Genomic DNA, 17815 nt, shown 5'->3' with positions numbered 1-17815 from the left:
CGCATCACGAGGATTGGAATGGTAAAATTTAGTTGTTCATTCTAACTAGAGAAAGGCTTGGTTTACGTGAAATATATTTCCGCCATCTTAGCTGTATCCTTCCTGATTCTTTCTGGCTGCTCTGAAAAGGATCAAGCAGAGGATCATTCGCAGAAAAATGAAACAGCACCAATTCAAAATGAAGAAGAAACGAAAGAAAAAGTGAAGCCGGAGGAAAAGGAGGAGCAGGAAGTCGCCGTGCAGCAAATCAAACAGGATTATGAAGTGAATACGGCGAATTGGAAGATCGAGCCGGTGGGTGATGAAAATAAAAAGGTCGCGCTGCTCACGATTGATGACGCTCCTGATGAACATGCTTTAGAGATGGCCAAAACATTAAAGGAATTAAATGTATCGGCAGTCTTTTTTGTTAATGGGCATTTATTAGAGTCTGATGATAAGAAGGATATCCTTAAGCAAATTGCAGATATGGGCTTTGAAATTGGCAACCATACATATAGCCATGCCTCTTTGCCAGATTTAACCGAACAGGAGCAGGTAGAAGAAATTCGCCGGGTTAACAGTTTGGTTGAAGAAATAACTGGCTCAAAGCCTCGATTCTTCCGTGCGCCATTTGGTCAGAATACGGATTTTTCCAAGAATATAGTCGAAGAAGAACATATGCAATTAATGAACTGGACGATGGGCTATGATTGGGAGAAAGGGTATCAAACGAAAGATGCCCTTATAGATGTAACGCTGAATAGTGAATACTTATTTGATGGAGCAAATATTCTCATGCATGATCGGAAGTGGACGAGTGAGGCCCTTGCTGAAATCGTGCAAGGCTTGAAAGATAAAGGATATGAAGTTATCGATCCGAATAGAATAAAATCATGATCAACACTTTGACTGGGCAGCAGACCAAGAGTATGACGATCAGCGATGGACAATTCTCTGTTCTTGTTGGTATAATTTACCTAAAGGAAGTGATTGTCTTTAAGTGATTTGTAACTCTGATATGAGGAAAGGTGGTTTTAAGTTGATTAAGGCACTGACTCCCTATTTAGTCACAAATGGCAATGGTCAAGAGGTTTTATCATTTTATGAACAAGCATTAGGGGCGGAGATTCACAATCTCCAGACATTTGGCGATTTACCAGATAACCCTGAAAATCCAATGCCTGAGGCGAACAAGAAATTGGTCCTGAATGCATTGGTTAAGGCTGGTGAAGCTGAATTCATGCTGTCGGACAATCAGCCTGGTCATCCATTTCATTTAGGTAACCATATTACGTTAGCCATACAGTCAGATGATGCAGAGGAGACAAGACGGCTTTTTGATCGGTTGAAAGAAAGCGGAAAAATCATCATGCCCTTGCAGGAGACCCCTTGGAGCTCCTTGTATGGTCAATTGATTGATCAGTACGGCGTTTATTGGCAATTAAACACATTAAGTCATCATATGGATTAAATTAAAGAGGACCAGCCCGTGAAAGGGCTGGTCCCCTTTATTATTTGTGGAAGTGCATGATTCTGCCGTTAAAGAGCTGAAGGTCCCCTTGCTTCTTTTTAGCCATATATTTGGCCAGTTCATTTGCTTTTCCTTTATCTGCGAATGTCGAGTTTCTCTCAAGGCTAATTTCGATATAAGGGGATAAATCACCCTTCATACCGGGTATTGGCTCTTCGCCAATCCCTATTCTAATCAGGTGATAGTCAGGATCTTTTGAAGAGAGATAGAGACATTCGCCACTGCCTTGATTTTCAGGGGTGAAGATGGAATAGGGAAAAGCTTTCTCTTCATAGGAATAGTCTAATTGCTTACCAGTTTTTTGGACGGATTGACGATAGTCATCAATCATTTTCTGTACTTCTTCAATTGAGATGGTTTGATTTTGCAGTCTGATATAGGATCGAAGTGACATATAAGCCTCCTTTATTTGAATGGTAATCCTTGTAAAATAGTTTACCATGAGAGTTAGAGGTTCAGAAGGGAATTCTTAACAAAAGGGTTATGGGTAAAAGGATATATTATTTTTAAATATTACATACAATTTAGGCTTGTTTTTTTAAATGTGTTATATTATTATGGTGTATATAGTAGTAAAGTGCTTTCTTTATAAAGCGATTAAATTAATTGAAGGAGTGAAATGAATGGGTACAATCGTATGTACAGGATGTAATACAACCATTGATCATTTTGAAGACGAGAAAGTGACTGTATTATACGCTAATTGCGCTGATTGCCATAATTGCCACGAAAAGTAATCATTTGTCGCTGGACCGGTTCATTTCTTGCTAAATAATCTTATTTAACGATGAATCTAGTTAGTTACCAATCTGACTAAGAAATCATCTATGTTAAGAGCTAAGGCAGCCGCTGCTTATTGCAGGCTGCCCTTTTTGTTTCGTCCTGAGTTCATAATGGATGAAAATGGATATGGAAAGTATTGTATAATAGGTGTGTACAAGAAGGATTTCAAGGGGATACAATCATTGCGGGGAGGGAATGGTATGTGGGAAACGAGATTAACGGATTTACTCGGAATTAAACTGCCAATCATTCAGGGGGGACTTGCCTATTTGGCCTATTCTGATTTAGCGGCAGCTGTATCAAATGCTGGCGGGCTAGGTCAAATTACGGCCTTATCATTAGGCAGTCCAGAGGAGCTGGCTGAGGAGATTGATAAAGTACGGATATTGACAGATAAGCCGGTTGGGGTTAACTTTGCGATTGGGACACATGGAAGGCATTATGAAAGGTTTGTTCAAATTGCTGTAGATAAAGGTATTGAAGCCATGTCCGTAACTGGCGGTAATCCAGCTGCCTTTCTAAATATGCTAAAAGGGACTTCCGTGAAGAAGCTTGTTTTGACGGCTGGAGTCAGACAAGCTGTCAAAGCAGAGGAGCTTGGGGCAGATGCCGTAATGGTCGTTGGAAATGAGGGCGGGGGACATCTTGGAAGAGATGAGCTGAGCACGATGGTTCTTGTACCTAAAGTGGTGGATGCCGTTTCGATTCCAGTTGTTGCTTCAGGAGGTATCGCAGATGGAAGGGGAATGATGGCTGCTCTAGCACTTGGAGCGGAAGGGATTGAAATGGGTACCCGTTTTATTGCAGTGAAGGAATGTGTCCACGCTCATCCTGCCTATAAAGAAGCGATTATCCACGGGACAGAGAAGGACACTGTCGTGATCAAGAAAACCCTTGGAACTCCTGGCAGAGCTATTTCCAATGCACACACGGCCTCCATTCTTTCAATGGAGAGTAAAAGCTGTACATATGAAGATCTGAAGGATTATATTAGTGGGGAGACGAATAAGAAATTTATTTATGAAGGGAACCATGAGGCAGGCTTTGGCTGGGCTGGACAGGCGATTGGGCTTATATCTGATGAGCCGACCGTCGAGGAGTTGTTTGACCAAATGCTGAGCCAAGCCAAGGTAATCCGAACCCGATGGCAATACAGCTGACAAACGAAGAATATGACAGAAGAGGTGTATAGCATGGATTATCAATATCCAATCGATTATACGTGGAAAACAGATGAAATCGTTAAGGTAATTTCATACTTTCAAGGAATTGAAAAAGCCTATGAGAAAGGCATTCCACGTGAAGAGTTAATGATGCTTTATAAGGATTTTAAGCAGATTGTTCCTTCCATAGCGGAGGAGAAGAAAGTGTGCGGCGAGTTTGAGGAAGTGAGCGGTTACTCAAGCTATCGAGCTATGCAGAAAGCCAAGAAAAGCCAGGATGGAGAGCTTGTCAGAATGTAAATGGCGCCTTCTTTCAAAAGAAGCACACAAATGAAAATATAAACATGGAGGGACTGTTTTTCTAAACAGTCCCTCCATGTTTTTTGAGTTTATTCGACATTATAGAGGGGTAATAAATGTACAAACACATCACGGATCATCTCAATTAATTCATCCCCGGGAATCTTAACAGCCTCGTCACGAGATAGCTGGAAACCGCATAGAAGCTCCGCCTTCTTCACAGTAGCCAATCTCTCAAACATCTTGTTTAAATCTTCTGTGGATAAAGTATCATGATGAATGACATCGGGTTTCATATGATCGATTGACCAGACGTAATTTGCCGGGATGGATTCTTGGATTTCTTGTGTTCTTGATAAAAAGTGCTGTCCTATCGGTTCTTTCCCTTTTGCCTCATAAATGACAGCATACCAAATAAATAAATGGGTTTCCCATAGTCCTATTTGGAAGTGAGGAACCATTTTGTAGCCGCGCGGATTGGAAGAAAAGGCAATCCACGTATCATTAGGCGGGTTGATGGTGCGTCTGGCATGCTTAGCAATGTGAGGATACATGGGCTCTTTTGTTAATACTGAAAGCTCTTCCGTAAATACATCGCTTAACAGTTCGAACTTAGGGCGGATGATTGTTTTAATCGCATCCATCCGTGCATCTAAACCATCTATTTGAAATACATTAAAATCATCATTCGTAAAGCCTTTGAATGTCATAAGTTTCCCTCCTATTCTCGTTTATTTTACCATAAGAATACTATGGAGAAATAGGATAAAGCTTGGGTAACTGGGCATCTGTGCATTTTGGTTGCAAATGTATTGAGGAAGACATACTATATACAAATTACAATTAAATAACTGAATTTTCAAATATATTAAGGAGTGGATTTCTATGAAACAAGCAGTCAATCATGTTTTAAAAGCGACGGAAGTAGAAAGACATCGGAAAGCGGTCCTTAGAATGGAAATGGACTATGAGCTTGCCACCTTATTTGAGGCAATGGAGCAGCAAAATGAAAAGCAAAAGACGAAATCAAAGCAAAAACTTGAAAGAATACGAAGAGAATTGATGCGCTTAAAAGCGATTTGATTGATACGTACAAAGGCAATTTTGATGCGAAAAGCAAGCGGAAAAGACGGATTTCATGTTCATCTTTCATGGTCTGTCTTTTCTTGTTTATTTTGCCTGACGGGATTAAACTGTAAATTATATACATAATAAGGTCTGAAGGACTTTTGGATTTGAGGTGGGAGAAATGGCAGGTATGAAAGAAATACATGCACAAGCCGTTCAATGGATGAAAGAAGCCGGTCAGAGAATTATCCATTCCTTTGAAACGAGCCTGAATATAGAAACGAAATCAAACATGAATGATTTAGTCACGAATATGGACAAGGATGTTGAACAGTTCTTCTTGAAGCGAATTGCTGAGCGCTTCCCTGAGCATAAGGTGCTTGGGGAAGAGGGGGCTGGCCATGATCTAAAGGAGCTGGAGGGCATAGTGTGGATTATCGACCCGATTGACGGGACAATGAATTTTGTGCACCAGCAAAGAAACTTTGCTATCTCTATTGGAATTGTAGAGAATGGCATTGGAAGGATCGGTCTGATTTATGATGTGGTTCATGATGAATTGTATCACTGCATTAAAGGAGAAGGGGCCTACTTGAACGAAAAGAAAATAGCCCCTATGCAGGAGGCGAAGCTTGAAGAATCCATTGTTGGGCTGAACGCCATATGGCTGACAGATAATAAGAAAATCGATAAGAATATCACTGCTAAGCTTGTTAGAGACGTGCGGGGGACAAGGTCATACGGATCAGCAGCTTTAGAGCTGATTTATGTGGCTACTGGGAGGATGAACGCCTATATTTCCATGCGTCTCGCCCCATGGGATTTTGCCGGGGGAACGATTATCATTGAAGAGCTCGGCGGTATAGTGACGGATCTTCATGGAAGCCCTATTGATTATTTGAATAAGAGCTCGCTGATAGCGACTACTCCACAGCTTCACAAAGTTATCATGGAGCATTATTTAACGTGAATAAGCATGGAAAACGCCGGCAGGAATAGGCTTGCCGGCGTTAATTGGAGCATCCGGTTTAATAGCGGATGCTTTTTTGTTGCAAAAATAGATAAAATGTGGGAGAATTGCCTAATTATTGTATCGTACGGCTTTATAATTTTTCTCTCCAGCGTTTCTTTAGGGTGAATCCGCTGCCCATAATTGCGATGAATGCAGCTAAGCTGATCATGCTAAAAACGGCACTTCCCTCGGAAATGGAGATGGCAATGCCCGAAAGGCTGGCAACAGCCAATAGGGATAAAGCTAAGAAAACAATTTTAATATTCAAAAGTATCACACTCCAATCTTAATCATCATTGTACACAAAATGTTGGCGGTTTTCTACTTTCAGTATGGTATAATGGGAAGGTTGGTTACAATATGCATAAAAACTGGGAGTTGAAATAGGTTGCAATACAGAAATGATATTAAGAATATAGCGATTATTGCTCACGTTGACCATGGTAAAACTACATTGGTGGATCAGCTGTTAAAACAAGCTGGTACATTCCGTTCAAATGAGCAGGTCGCTGAACGTGCAATGGATTCAAATGATCTTGAAAGAGAACGCGGTATTACCATCCTGGCTAAAAATACGGCGGTTAACTATAAAGATACACGTATCAATATTTTGGATACACCTGGACATGCTGACTTTGGCGGCGAAGTAGAACGGATCATGAAAATGGTTGACGGCGTACTTTTAATCGTCGATGCGTATGAAGGCTGTATGCCGCAAACACGCTTCGTTTTGAAAAAAGCGCTTGAGCAAAAATTGACACCAATCGTTGTCGTCAATAAAATCGACCGTGATTTTGCAAGACCGGAGGAAGTAGTCGATGAGGTTATTGATTTATTCATCGAGCTTGACGCGACAGAAGACCAATTGGAATTCCCTGTCATCTATGCTTCAGGTATTAACGGAACGGCATCATTAAGCCCGGATCCAGCTGATCAGGAAGAGAATATGGAATGCTTGTTTGAATCAATCGTTCAAAACATTCCATCTCCTGTTGACAACCGTGAAGAGCCACTACAATTCCAAGTAGCCCTTCTTGATTACAGCGACTACTTAGGAAGAATTGGAATCGGACGTGTTTTCCGCGGAACCATGAAAGTTGGTCAGCAAGTCTCCTTGATGAAACTTGATGGTACAGCGAAAAACTTCCGTGTAACAAAAATCTTTGGATTCCAAGGATTAAAACGTGTGGAAATTGATGAGGCATTCCCTGGTGATTTAGTTGCTGTCAGCGGAATGGAGGACATCAATGTCGGTGAGACCGTCTGTCCTGTTGATGCTCAAGATCCGCTGCCAGTGCTTCGTATTGATGAGCCTACCCTTCAAATGACATTTGTCGTCAATAACAGCCCATTTGCAGGCCGTGAAGGGAAATGGGTAACATCCCGTAAAATCGAAGAACGCTTAATGGCACAGCTTCAAACGGATGTATCATTGAGAGTTGATCCAACAGATTCTCCAGATGCGTGGATCGTATCCGGACGTGGTGAGCTTCACTTATCAATCTTGATTGAGAATATGCGCCGTGAGGGATATGAGCTTCAAGTTTCAAAACCTGAAGTTATTATCCGTGAAGTTGATGGCGTAAGATGTGAGCCTGTTGAGCGTGTTCAAGTGGATATCCCTGAAGAGTATACAGGTGCCATTATGGAATCTCTCGGGGAAAGAAAAGGCGAAATGCTTGATATGATCAATAACGGAAGCGGACAAGTTCGCCTTGTGTTTAATGTTCCATCCCGTGGATTGATTGGATATACAACTGAATTCCTTACATTGACACGCGGATATGGAATCTTGAACCATACATTCGATTCTTATCAGCCAATGCAAGCTGGTCAAGTAGGCGGAAGAAGACAAGGGGTGCTTGTTTCCATGGAGACAGGAAAAGCAACCCAATATGGTATCATCCAAGTAGAGGACCGCGGCGTAATCTTTGTTGAGCCGGGTACGGAAATCTATGAGGGAATGATTGTCGGAGAACATAACCGTGAGAATGATTTGACTGTAAACATTGTTCGTGCGAAACAACAAACTAACGTACGTTCAGCAACCAAGGATAACACGGTGACAATGAAGAAACCAAGAATCATGTCACTTGAAGAAGCGCTTGAATATTTGAACGATGATGAATACTGCGAGGTTACTCCAGAATCCATCCGTCTGCGTAAGAAAATCCTTGAGAAAAATGAACGTGAAAAGGCAGCTAAGAAGAAGAAACTCGCTGAATAATCATTACCTTTTGGGGAGAGGGAGTGCTATTTAGAGTGGATATTACAAGTAATTTGCCGTTCTTTGCCGAGTTATACAGGGTAGGTGACCCAGCGTATACGAAGATTGGAATGTGGGCGTTATACTTGACCATTGTTCTACTTAGCGGCTTAGTTTTTAAGCTTGGCTTTGCGAGAAAGCTATCATGGGGGAAAACAATCGTTGTCTATGGGATCATGGCTTTTTCTTGTTCTTTCCTTACCTTCCTTGCTTTGTTTCTGCCGGTTACAGAAGTATTGGCAGTGGCGGCAGTATTCCTAGCGCTTTATAAATACCGCCTTCATAAAGAAATGAGACGGGAGATTGAGGAAGAAGGAAGGGATGCTGGCTGATGAATGTTCTAATGGATGCGGTCTATAATTGGCTTACCATTCGAATCGTTTATGATGTCAGGCCTGATGATACGGCAGCACGTGACACCGTTCAAATGTTCGAGAAGAACTTAGAGGAGGATCACGGGATTGACCGTTATGCCTATGAGAAAAAGGACGGCTGGTATACAGTCGTCTTCACAAAGGATGGAAAGGAAGATCAGTTCCGCTACCGTGAGGAGATGGTTGAGGTCATGCTTAAGCAGATTCTTAAATATCCGGAACGCTATGAACAATTTCCTTCCGAATAAAAAAAGAGAAATGGATCATCCATTTCTCTTTTTTTTATACACATTTCGCCTTTTACCAATTATCCTCGTTTTTTGCGGCACGATACAGGCGGAATTTCCCGGTTTCCTTCCTATCGTTCGTACGCTCTGTTATACGTTCACTGCATTCGTTGCACATATATGTATGAATGGGACGATTGCGAAGCCTTTTGGCCATCAATGTTTCGTCCTCGATGGATTCGATTTTATCGCAAATCACACATTTCACTCTCATGTTAACACCCCAATCCATTTCTCTTCCACCAGTATATCATTTTTGCAGAAGCTTGTAGAGAGGACGGACGTTTTTTGGGTGATGACCTGGCTCGGAATTTTGTCTTTTTTGTCATAGCCGTCTTTTTTTGAATGAAAGCTCATATATTTGAGCATGAAGATTGTCCCGGACATAAATTGTTATTGAAATAAAAAACATGGCTGGATAATTTACTGGGGACAGGAGGATATGGTTTGAGCAAAATCTATGTTCTGGATACGAATGTGCTGCTGCAAGATCCAATGTCAATTTATTCATTCTCTGATAATGAGGTGGTTATTCCGGCAGTTGTGTTAGAGGAATTGGATTCAAAGAAGCGAAATCTAGACGAAGTAGGAAAGAATGCACGCTATGTGTCAAGATTGATTGACCAGCTTCGAACGACCGGGAAATTGCATGAGAAAATCCCTTTGCATAATGGCGGGAAGCTGAAGATAGAACTGAATCATCGCTCGATCCAAAATGTTCAGGATTATTTCCTTGAGAAATCAAATGATAACCGTATATTGGCGGTTGCAAAAAATCTTTCTCTGGAAGAAGAGAGCAAAGCAGATGGAAAAGCCGTTATACTCGTTTCAAAGGATATATTAATGAGAGTGAAGGCAGATGTTATCGGCTTGATTGCGGAGGATTTCTTAAGTGACCGTGTTGTAACGGTTAATCAGCAGTATGCAGGCTTCAAAGAGGCTTATGTAAAACGGGAGGCAATCAATCAATTCTACTCTAAAGGGGAAATCCCTCTTGAGGATGCATTGATTGGTGAAACGGTATACCCAAATCAGTTTATCATCATGAAAAACCATGAGGTTCCCTCTTTGTCAGCCATTGGGATTGTACGAGACGGAGATAGAATAGTGAAGTCGAGATACAACCATGAGCAAATATGGGGAGTAAAACCACGCAATGCTCAACAGCATATGGCTTTTGAATTGCTTCTGAGAAAGGATATCCAGCTTGTAACAATGACTGGTAAGGCAGGTACAGGAAAGACCCTGTTAGCTCTAGCTGCAGCTCTTTTGCAAACCGAAGATCTAGGGGAGTACAATAAGCTTCTTGTATCAAGGCCAATCGTGCCAATGGGAAAGGATCTTGGGTTTCTGCCCGGAGAAAAGGAAGAGAAGCTGAGACCGTGGATGCAGCCTATCTATGATAATCTCGAGTACTTGTTCAATACAAAGAAACCAGGAGAACTAGATTCCATTCTAGCTGGTATCCATTCCATCGAAGTAGAGGCGCTGACTTATATACGAGGCAGGAGTCTGCCGGACAGCTTCATCGTCATGGATGAGGCTCAGAACCTGACGAAGCATGAGGTTAAAACCATCATGACGAGGGTAGGGGAGCGCAGCAAGATTATTCTTCTTGGCGACCCTGCACAAATCGACCACCCCTATTTAGATGAAGGGAATAATGGATTGACATATGTTCTTGAGAAGTTTAAAGGGGAGCCGATTGCAGGGCATGTCAACCTGGTAAAGGGAGAACGTTCTGAACTGGCCCAGCTGGCTGCAGATCTGCTGTAAGGTGATATTAATAATAGGGAGCACCTTTTAATTGGTGCTCCCTATCCTTTAGATAACCGTAATGCTTATTATATTCTTAATGGGCTCATTTCGATTAGAGCCATCCCCTTTGTAGAGGTAAAGGGGTCCTCCCTCTTCATGTGAGAGCGGTTTGCCATTTGAGGAGAAGCCGGCGATAAAAGCCAAGGCTTCTTCTAAAGGATACTCCAGCTCTTCTGTGCGGGTATGTATGATGACCTTGGCAGCATCAGGCATAGGTTCAGTATTCAAAATAAACGGCTTGAAAGCGATGACAAAATTTCCTTCAAGAAGCTCCTGCTTTTTCGTCTTTCGGGCAGGTTTTTCGCTTGGAGGAGGTGAGGAGCCCTCAATGATTTCCTTGTCCCATTGGGAAGAGACGGATTTCAAATAGCTCTCATGCTCGCTGTCATCCTTTGAATGCTCTTCAGGATGCCAGTCCTCTATATTGAATTTTCGCTCATCGAATATCCAAACACCTGCATCAATATAAATCGGGTATTTCACATTACCTTTAATCTGTATGACTTCTGCCATCCCACTCACTCCTTTACCTATTAATCTTATAATTCCTGCAAATTCTTGTACAGTAATACGCGTCTATCTTACATTCTTGTTTTTTTACATAAAAGAGTAATTGTCTGCCTCACTGTCCTTGCATTTTTGGGGTTTTAAGGGTAAAATTTTATAATAGATTGGTTCATTGGGCCATAATGGGGGGATTGTACATTGACATCTGATATCCTTGTCAATCATCAAGAAAAGGCCTACGCATTACTCAAGGCCGATGCTGATAAAATATTTAAACTTATTAAGGTTCAAATGGATAACTTGACTATGCCTCAATGTCCTTTGTATGAAGAGGTTTTGGATACACAAATGTTTGGCTTATCCAGAGAAATTGACTTTGCTGTTAGATTAGGGTTAATAGAGGAACAAGACGGCAAAGGCTTGCTAGAGTTTCTGGAGAAGGAATTATCCGCTCTTCATGATGCTTCCATGAGAAAATAAGTAGAGTCGAAACTCAAACGATACAGTATTTGTTTGAGTTTTTTGTTTTATAAATATGTATGACACACCAAAATTCACTATGCGAATTAGAGCAAGGATGATTATGATGTTAAAACGAATAGTAAGATCGTATGATTATACGCTTATTGCTGTCATTCTCGTTTTGAGCATTTTTGGGCTTGTTATGGTATACAGCTCAAGTATGGTGACAGCTGTAGCTAGATGGGACTTGCCGAGCGATTTTTTCTATATGAAGCAAATTCGGCATTTAGTCATCGGCTTAATTCTCTTTACGATTATGGCAATCATTCCTTATCCGCTGTATAAATCAAATAAAGTATTGGTGCCTCTTGTGTTCGGCTCCATTGTTGGACTGTTTGCCTTGCAGTTCTTCGGTCATACAGCCGGGAATGCAGAAAGCTGGTTTAAGCTAGGAGCGCTTGGGAGCCTGCAGCCATCTGAGTTTGTTAAGCTTGGCGTGATTATTTACCTGTCTGCTGTCTATTCCAAAAAGCAGAAATACATAAACGTATTTAATAAAGGAGTCATTCCTCCGCTGGTTTATTTATTAATCGTCTGCGGGCTAATTGTTCTGCAGCCGGATATTGGGACGGCGATGATTATCTTTATGGTCGCTTGTACGATTATCATTTGTTCAGGAATGAATTGGAAGAGCTTTGCAAAGCTTCTTTCTATCCTTTTGGGAACGATTCTGATCGCGATACCAGTCATCATCTTGAATAAAGATAAGATCTTCACAGAGAAGCGTTTAGAAAGGTTCACGGGTTTCCTTGATCCTTTCTCTACGGAGAAATATGAAGGATACCAGTTGGTCAATTCATATGTGGCTATCGGTAACGGCGGTCTGACTGGCGTCGGCTTCGGACAAAGCACCCAGAAATACGGGTATTTGCCTGAGCCGCACACAGACTTTATTATGGCTGTTATTTCTGAAGAGCTTGGCTTGATTGGTGTGGCATTTGTCATTATCTGCCTTGCGACAATTGTGCTGAAGGGGATCCGTACAGCCATTAAGAGCGACGATCCTTTCGGAAGTATGCTGGCAGCAGGAATTTCCAGTATGATTGGCATTCAGTCTATGATTAACTTAGGGGGAATCACTGGTTTAATCCCGATTACAGGTGTTACTCTTCCGTTTATCAGTTATGGGGGCTCATCGCTTATTCAGTTATTCCTATCAGTTGGGATATTGGTAAATGTATCCATGAAGACGAGGTATGATGCTTTTTATAAGAAAGGACAAGCCGTCCCGGAACAAATGGATGATAAGCGGATGATAAGTAGTAAATTGTGAGCAGGGACAAGTGTCCTGCTCATTTTTTATGTCTTTTTTACAGAAAACAGCAAAGAATAGCTGCTAGAGGAGTGGTAACTTGATGAAGAAGACAGAGGATTTAAAAAAGAAAAAAATAAAAAAGGTTCTTGTAGCAAATCGCGGAGAGATTGCTATTCGTGTGTTCAGGGCCTGCAATGAGCTCGGTATCCGGACTGTTGGAATCTATTCGAAGGAGGATTACATTTCTTATCACCGCTATAAAGCAGATGAAGCTTATTTGGTCGGTGCTGGTAAGAAGCCGATTGATGCCTATCTTGATATCGAGGGTATTCTTGAAATTGCGAAAATGAGCGGTGCGGATGCCATCCATCCGGGATATGGGTTCTTGTCAGAAAATATTGAGTTTGCCAAGCGCTGTCATGAGGAAGGTTTCATTTTCATCGGTCCTGGGATAAAGCATCTGGATATGTTTGGCGACAAGGTGGAGGCGAAGGAACAGGCGAAGCTTGCTGGTATTCCAATTATTCCAGGTAGTGACGGCCCTGTATCCGGGTTGGATGACGTCATCCGTTTCGGGAAGGAAAATGGCTTCCCGATAATCATTAAAGCTGCTCTTGGCGGCGGCGGACGAGGGATGAGAATTGTCCGGCAGGAGAGTGAAATTGAAGAAGGCTATCAGCGTGCTAAATCTGAAGCAAAGGCTTCGTTTGGAAGTGATGAAGTCTATGTGGAACGATTCATCGAGAATCCTAAGCATATCGAGGTCCAGATTCTTGGGGATCAATATGGAGATATCGTTCATTTATTTGAGCGTGACTGCTCCGTACAGCGCCGCCATCAAAAAGTCGTTGAAGTAGCACCGAGCGTTTCCTTATCCACAGACTTGCGGGAGAGAATTTGCCGTGCGGCTGTTCAATTAATGGAGAATGTCCAGTATGTTAATGCTGGCACGGTTGAATTCCTCGTTTCTGGAGATGAGTTTTATTTCATTGAGGTCAATCCTCGCGTTCAGGTAGAGCACACAATTACGGAAATGATTACAGGAGTGGATATTGTCCAGTCGCAAATCATGATAGCCGAGGGACATCGATTGCATGACAAGTATATGCATATCCCTGCTCAAGAGAATCTAAAAATAAATGGGTATGCCATTCAAGCAAGGGTAACAACCGAGGACCCACTGAATCATTTCATGCCGGACACAGGGCGCATTAAAGCATACCGTTCAGGAGGCGGCTTCGGTGTTCGCCTTGATGCAGGCAATGCTTATCAAGGGTCAGTCATTACTCCTTATTATGATTCCTTGCTTGTAAAGGTTTCTACCCATGCGTCTGAATTTAAACAGGCTAGTGCGAAAATGCTCCGCAATCTTCGTGAATTCCGGATTCGCGGCATAAAAACGAATATCCCGTTTCTTGAGAATGTTATAAGACATGAGAAATTTTTAAAGGGCGAATATGACACATCCTTTATCGATATGACACCTGAGCTCTTTGTCTTTCCAGAACAAAAGGACCGGGGAACAAAGATGTTGAACTACTTAGCCAATGTCACTGTGAACGGCTTCCCAGGAATCGGTAAAAAGGAAAAGCCGCATTTTGATCCGGTCAAAATCCCTGCTCTCCCAAAGGGGTTTAGCCATGAATCAGGAACAAAGCAATTGCTTGATTCAAGAGGACCTGAAGGATTAGCGGCATGGGTAAAGGAACAAAAGAAGGTCCTTATTACGGATACGACATTCAGGGATGCACACCAATCCTTGCTGGCAACACGTGTACGGACACAGGATATGCTGCGCATCGCTGAGCCGACAGCCAAGCTCCTGCCGAATTTGTTCTCGATGGAACTGTGGGGTGGAGCAACATTTGATGTAGCTTATCGATTCTTGAAGGAGGACCCGTGGGAGCGGTTATTAAAGCTGAGACAGGAAATGCCGAATCTGTTATTCCAAATGCTGCTTCGTTCTTCCAATGCGGTCGGCTATAGCAATTATCCAGATAATTGCATTAAAGAGTTCGTTACGAAATCGGCCTATGCTGGTGTAGACGTTTTCCGTATTTTTGATAGTTTGAACTGGGTGAAGGGGATGGAGAAGACCATTGAGTCAGTCCGTGATGTGAATCGGGTGGCAGAGGCTGCGATTTGCTATACAGGAGACATCTTGGACCCAACAAGAACAAAGTATGACTTGAATTATTATAAGGAGCTGGCAAAGGAGCTGGAAGCACAAGGGGCCCATATTCTTGCTATTAAGGATATGGCTGGCCTGCTGAAGCCTGAAGCAGCGTACCGATTAGTGTCTGAGCTTAAAGAGGCTGTTGAACTGCCTATTCATCTTCATACACATGATACGAGCGGAAATGGAATCTTCCAGTATACAAGGGCTATTGATGCAGGAGTAGATATCGTCGATACCGCGCTTGGCTCCATGGCTGGATTAACCTCTCAGCCTGGATTGAATACGCTGTATTATGCACTGGAAGGGAACCCAAGGCAGCCACAGACAGATATTGCGGCAGTGGAGCAATTATCTCAATACTGGGAAGGCGTTAGAAGCTATTATCAGGACTTTGAGAGCGGCATGAAGTCCCCGCATACAGAAGTGTATCAGCATGAGATGCCGGGAGGACAATACTCGAATCTGCAGCAGCAGGCGAAGGGTGTAGGGCTATCCGACCGATGGGATGAAGTAAAAGAAATGTATGCCCGCGTAAACATCTTGTTTGGAGATTTGGTAAAAGTAACGCCTTCCTCAAAGGTTGTAGGTGACATGGCTCTATTCATGGTGCAAAATCACCTCTCAGAGCAGGATGTACTAAAACATGGTGATTCACTTGACTTCCCTGATTCAGTCATCGAATTATTCAGCGGTCAGCTTGGCCAGCCGTATGGTGGGTTCCCTGAGGAACTTCAAAGGGTAATCCTAAAAGGGCAAGAGCCGATAACGGTCCGCCCAGGAGAGCTTTTAGAGGATGTAAATTTCGAGCAATTAAAAGATGAGCTTGATGCTAAATTGACTCATCCTGCTACACAGTTCGATGTGCTTGCCTATGCGCTTTATCCAAAGGTGTTTCTGGATTACGAAACAGCTAGAAATACGTATGGAGACCTTTCTGTTTTGGATACGCCGTCCTTCCATTACGGTATGAGAGTAGGCGAGGAGATTGAGGTTGAAATTGAAAGAGGCAAGACACTGATTATTAAATTAATCTCTATTGGCGAACCACTTGCTGATGGAACGAGAACCGTGTATTTTGAGTTGAATGGACAGGCTAGGGAAGTGTCGATTAAGGACGAAAGCGTTAAGTCAACGGCCGTTACCAAAAGGAAAAGTGACCCTTCCATCCCGGGACAGCTTGGGGCTACGATGCCAGGAACTGTCGTGAAGGTAAATGTACAAAAGGGAGACCATGTAAAAAAAGGCGATCATTTAATGATCACTGAAGCGATGAAAATGGAAACTACTGTACAAGCCCCATTTGACGGAGTTATCAAAATGATTAACGTAGTGAGCGGTGAAGCAGTAGAAACCGGAGATCTATTGCTTGAAATGGAAAAATAAATCATGAATAAAGCTGTACATCTGTGTTAGTAGCAGGTGTACAGCTTTTTTTTGTGGTGTTGTTAACGATGAATGTTGAGATATGAGAATACCGTCGAATGTGGTGGAAGGCGGTTGACGCCTTGCTTAGATTAGCGGACAGGGAGACCCTGCAGATGTGAACAAGCACTCAAGGAGGCTCCCCGAGTGCCCCTAGGTGCGCAGCCGTCTGCAACGAAAATCAACACCTTGAATTAACAGAGCCTTTTGTTTAGATGGTAACTCACTATTAAGCATCGATAGGAATCGGATGTATGATCCGTCATAAGGCCGTATAGGTTTTATCTGAATGCTCCTTGTTCGGATTGCTCCGGTCTGCAGCAGAAAGTCTCTGACTATTCTTCCGGTTTCTTGACACGAGTAAAAGAAAGTAAGAAAAGAGACCGAAAAGACATGAGATGAATAATGCATGCATTAAGGCTATATAAAGGTTTGAACGGGTATAGATAATAAAGGCGCCGGCAATCACTTGTAAAGAAACAAGTATGAGGGCAATGTTCCAGCCGTGAAACATGACCTTGATATGTCTATGATGACGCCAGATAACAAATGCCAGATAAACAATCCAAATAAACAAGAGGCCGGCAGCCAGGCGATGCCCCATTTGAATCCATTGGTACATATTATAGTTAAACCCGACTGCATTATTAAAGCAAAATGGCCAATCTGGGCAGACAAGACTTGCCTCCGTATGGCGAACGAGAGCACCCGTGTAGATGACTAGGTAAGAATAGATGGTTATGGCAATGAAATGAAAAGAAAGCCGTCTTGGGATAATCAGTTGATCTGCTTCGAATTTTTTGTCAACCTCAAAGATCAGCAGGGTGAGAAGCAGCACGGCAGCAAAAGAAATTAACGAAATTCCAAAATGAAGGGCCATGACAAAGTCTGATTGGCTCCAGATGACTGCTGCAGCACCGATTAATGCCTGAATAATGAGAAATGAAATAGACAGTACAGCTAGAAATTTTGTTTCTCTGATACGGCCGATTGCCTTCCATGACCAAAGGGCTAAGCCTGCAACCATGAATGTGCCGACACCGGAGAATACCCGATGAGCCAGCTCGATGACCAGCTCAGGTGTGATGTTTTCGGGAATCAGCTGTCCGTGGCACAGTGGCCATGAACGCCCGCAGCCCATACCGGAGTCGGTTTTCGTGACAAGTGCTCCCCCGAGGAGGATGCAAAGCATGACAAAGGTCGTCATAACAGAGAACCATTTTAACTTTGTATGCATGTTGATAATACACCTGCTTTATAGATAGTAGAGTAAAGGTCAAAATGAAAGGATGCATGCTTATGTAATATGATAAAAATACCAATCTTGGATAATCATTACTTACATA

General features: G+C 42.5%; 20 protein-coding genes. 14 read left to right on the top strand and 6 right to left on the bottom strand.

All coding sequences use genetic code 11. From position 1 onward, the window contains the following. The first annotated feature begins 66 nt into the window (after positions 1–66). Positions 67–879: a polysaccharide deacetylase family protein gene (locus AC622_RS13615; RefSeq protein WP_331456712.1), complete on the top strand. Its 813-nt coding sequence runs from the start codon at positions 67–69 to the stop codon at positions 877–879. Between the two features lie 142 nt (positions 880–1021). Then, positions 1022–1453 carry a VOC family protein gene (locus AC622_RS13610; protein ID WP_049671555.1) on the top strand — a complete coding sequence of 144 codons (432 nt, stop codon included), beginning with the start codon at positions 1022–1024 and terminating at the stop codon, positions 1451–1453. A 40-nt stretch (positions 1454–1493) separates the two neighbouring features. Here AC622_RS13610 and AC622_RS13605 read toward each other — a convergent pair whose 3' ends face one another. Beyond that, positions 1494–1907, bottom strand: coding sequence for a DUF1885 family protein (locus AC622_RS13605; RefSeq protein ID WP_049671554.1), 414 nt, complete (start codon positions 1905–1907; stop codon positions 1494–1496). Positions 1908–2136: 229 nt separating this feature from the next. Here AC622_RS13605 and AC622_RS20730 point away from each other — a divergent pair, with 229 nt between their 5' ends. The 3 genes from AC622_RS20730 to AC622_RS13595 all read left to right on the top strand — a co-directional run bounded on the left by AC622_RS20730 (position 2137) and on the right by AC622_RS13595 (position 3759). After that, positions 2137–2250: a GapA-binding peptide SR1P gene (locus AC622_RS20730; protein ID WP_082197143.1), complete on the top strand. Its 114-nt coding sequence runs from the start codon at positions 2137–2139 to the stop codon at positions 2248–2250. Between the two features lie 246 nt (positions 2251–2496). After that, positions 2497–3456 (top strand): NAD(P)H-dependent flavin oxidoreductase, encoded by a 960-nt coding sequence (locus AC622_RS13600; RefSeq protein ID WP_049671553.1) that lies wholly within the window; start codon positions 2497–2499, stop codon positions 3454–3456. A 33-nt stretch (positions 3457–3489) separates the two neighbouring features. After that, complete coding sequence (locus AC622_RS13595; protein WP_049671552.1) at positions 3490–3759, top strand: UPF0223 family protein; 270 nt, start codon at positions 3490–3492, stop codon at positions 3757–3759. 89 nt (positions 3760–3848) lie between these two features. On the opposite strand, the gene AC622_RS13590 is transcribed toward AC622_RS13595, so the two are convergent. Continuing rightward, positions 3849–4469, bottom strand: coding sequence for a YktB family protein (locus AC622_RS13590; RefSeq protein WP_049671551.1), 621 nt, complete (start codon positions 4467–4469; stop codon positions 3849–3851). Between the two features lie 175 nt (positions 4470–4644). Between AC622_RS13590 and AC622_RS13585 the strand changes: the two genes are divergently transcribed. Both AC622_RS13585 and AC622_RS13580 read left to right on the top strand, forming a co-directional pair. Then, positions 4645–4842: a hypothetical protein gene (locus AC622_RS13585; protein ID WP_049671550.1), complete on the top strand. Its 198-nt coding sequence runs from the start codon at positions 4645–4647 to the stop codon at positions 4840–4842. A 166-nt stretch (positions 4843–5008) separates the two neighbouring features. Beyond that, positions 5009–5797, top strand: coding sequence for an inositol monophosphatase family protein (locus tag AC622_RS13580; RefSeq protein WP_049671549.1), 789 nt, complete (start codon positions 5009–5011; stop codon positions 5795–5797). Positions 5798–5930: 133 nt separating this feature from the next. Here AC622_RS13580 and AC622_RS21055 read toward each other — a convergent pair whose 3' ends face one another. Then, positions 5931–6107 carry a DUF5325 family protein gene (locus tag AC622_RS21055; RefSeq protein WP_439803422.1) on the bottom strand — a complete coding sequence of 59 codons (177 nt, stop codon included), beginning with the start codon at positions 6105–6107 and terminating at the stop codon, positions 5931–5933. A gap of 120 nt (positions 6108–6227) precedes the next feature. On the opposite strand from AC622_RS21055, the gene typA reads away from it, so the two are divergent. Genes typA through AC622_RS13565 form a run of 3 tightly spaced genes read left to right on the top strand, consistent with a single transcriptional unit; the run spans position 6228 to position 8727 of the window. Next, positions 6228–8066, top strand: a complete 1839-nt coding sequence (gene typA, locus AC622_RS13575) for a translational GTPase TypA (RefSeq protein ID WP_049671548.1) — start codon at positions 6228–6230, stop codon at positions 8064–8066. Positions 8067–8101: 35 nt separating this feature from the next. After that, complete coding sequence (locus AC622_RS13570) at positions 8102–8437, top strand: YlaH-like family protein (protein ID WP_049671547.1); 336 nt, start codon at positions 8102–8104, stop codon at positions 8435–8437. Continuing rightward, positions 8437–8727, top strand: coding sequence for a hypothetical protein (locus AC622_RS13565; protein WP_049671546.1), 291 nt, complete (start codon positions 8437–8439; stop codon positions 8725–8727). The genes AC622_RS13570 and AC622_RS13565 overlap by 1 nt, the downstream gene beginning before the upstream one ends. Positions 8728–8779: 52 nt before the next feature. On the opposite strand, the gene AC622_RS13560 is transcribed toward AC622_RS13565, so the two are convergent. Continuing rightward, entirely contained in the window at positions 8780–8980 is a 201-nt protein-coding gene (locus AC622_RS13560; protein WP_049672970.1) for a YlaI family protein, read from the bottom strand. A 233-nt stretch (positions 8981–9213) separates the two neighbouring features. On the opposite strand from AC622_RS13560, the gene AC622_RS13555 reads away from it, so the two are divergent. Beyond that, entirely contained in the window at positions 9214–10542 is a 1329-nt protein-coding gene (locus AC622_RS13555) for a PhoH family protein (RefSeq protein WP_049671545.1), read from the top strand. A gap of 48 nt (positions 10543–10590) precedes the next feature. Here AC622_RS13555 and AC622_RS13550 read toward each other — a convergent pair whose 3' ends face one another. Further along, on the bottom strand, positions 10591–11097 hold the full coding sequence (locus AC622_RS13550) for a hypothetical protein (RefSeq protein ID WP_049671544.1): 507 nt from the start codon (positions 11095–11097) through the stop codon (positions 10591–10593). 192 nt (positions 11098–11289) lie between these two features. Between AC622_RS13550 and AC622_RS13545 the strand changes: the two genes are divergently transcribed. The 3 genes from AC622_RS13545 (at position 11290) to pyc (ending at position 16430) form a co-directional block, all read left to right on the top strand. Beyond that, positions 11290–11571: a YlaN family protein gene (locus AC622_RS13545; protein WP_049671543.1), complete on the top strand. Its 282-nt coding sequence runs from the start codon at positions 11290–11292 to the stop codon at positions 11569–11571. A gap of 106 nt (positions 11572–11677) precedes the next feature. Then, entirely contained in the window at positions 11678–12886 is a 1209-nt protein-coding gene (locus tag AC622_RS13540; RefSeq protein ID WP_049671542.1) for an FtsW/RodA/SpoVE family cell cycle protein, read from the top strand. A gap of 82 nt (positions 12887–12968) precedes the next feature. Further along, entirely contained in the window at positions 12969–16430 is a 3462-nt protein-coding gene (gene pyc, locus AC622_RS13535) for a pyruvate carboxylase (RefSeq protein WP_049671541.1), read from the top strand. A gap of 301 nt (positions 16431–16731) precedes the next feature. Here the strand turns inward: pyc and AC622_RS13530 are convergent, their stop codons facing one another. Continuing rightward, complete coding sequence (locus AC622_RS13530; RefSeq protein WP_049671540.1) at positions 16732–17706, bottom strand: COX15/CtaA family protein; 975 nt, start codon at positions 17704–17706, stop codon at positions 16732–16734. Between the last annotated feature and the right edge of the window lie 109 nt (positions 17707–17815).

The sequence above is a fragment of the Bacillus sp. FJAT-27916 genome, from assembly GCF_001183965.1.
Lineage (GTDB): Bacteria > Bacillota > Bacilli > Bacillales > Pradoshiaceae > Pradoshia.
Note: the sequence above shows the minus strand (reverse complement) of the source record. Positions and strands in the feature narration are given on the sequence as shown.

What these genes read in the sequence shown, in the direction of transcription:
- AC622_RS13605 (WP_049671554.1), bottom strand. Translation starts at nt 1,907, where the DNA reads ATGTCACTTCGATCCTATATCAGACTGCAAAATCAAACCATCTCAATT.
- AC622_RS20730 (WP_082197143.1), top strand. Translation starts at nt 2,137, where the DNA reads ATGGGTACAATCGTATGTACAGGATGTAATACAACCATTGATCATTTT.
- AC622_RS13600 (WP_049671553.1), top strand. Translation starts at nt 2,497, where the DNA reads ATGTGGGAAACGAGATTAACGGATTTACTCGGAATTAAACTGCCAATC.
- AC622_RS13595 (WP_049671552.1), top strand. Translation starts at nt 3,490, where the DNA reads ATGGATTATCAATATCCAATCGATTATACGTGGAAAACAGATGAAATC.
- AC622_RS13590 (WP_049671551.1), bottom strand. Translation starts at nt 4,469, where the DNA reads ATGACATTCAAAGGCTTTACGAATGATGATTTTAATGTATTTCAAATA.
- AC622_RS13585 (WP_049671550.1), top strand. Translation starts at nt 4,645, where the DNA reads ATGAAACAAGCAGTCAATCATGTTTTAAAAGCGACGGAAGTAGAAAGA.
- AC622_RS13580 (WP_049671549.1), top strand. Translation starts at nt 5,009, where the DNA reads ATGGCAGGTATGAAAGAAATACATGCACAAGCCGTTCAATGGATGAAA.
- AC622_RS13565 (WP_049671546.1), top strand. Translation starts at nt 8,437, where the DNA reads ATGAATGTTCTAATGGATGCGGTCTATAATTGGCTTACCATTCGAATC.
- AC622_RS13560 (WP_049672970.1), bottom strand. Translation starts at nt 8,980, where the DNA reads ATGAGAGTGAAATGTGTGATTTGCGATAAAATCGAATCCATCGAGGAC.
- AC622_RS13550 (WP_049671544.1), bottom strand. Translation starts at nt 11,097, where the DNA reads ATGGCAGAAGTCATACAGATTAAAGGTAATGTGAAATACCCGATTTAT.
- AC622_RS13540 (WP_049671542.1), top strand. Translation starts at nt 11,678, where the DNA reads ATGTTAAAACGAATAGTAAGATCGTATGATTATACGCTTATTGCTGTC.
- pyc (WP_049671541.1), top strand. Translation starts at nt 12,969, where the DNA reads ATGAAGAAGACAGAGGATTTAAAAAAGAAAAAAATAAAAAAGGTTCTT.
- AC622_RS13530 (WP_049671540.1), bottom strand. Translation starts at nt 17,706, where the DNA reads ATGCATACAAAGTTAAAATGGTTCTCTGTTATGACGACCTTTGTCATG.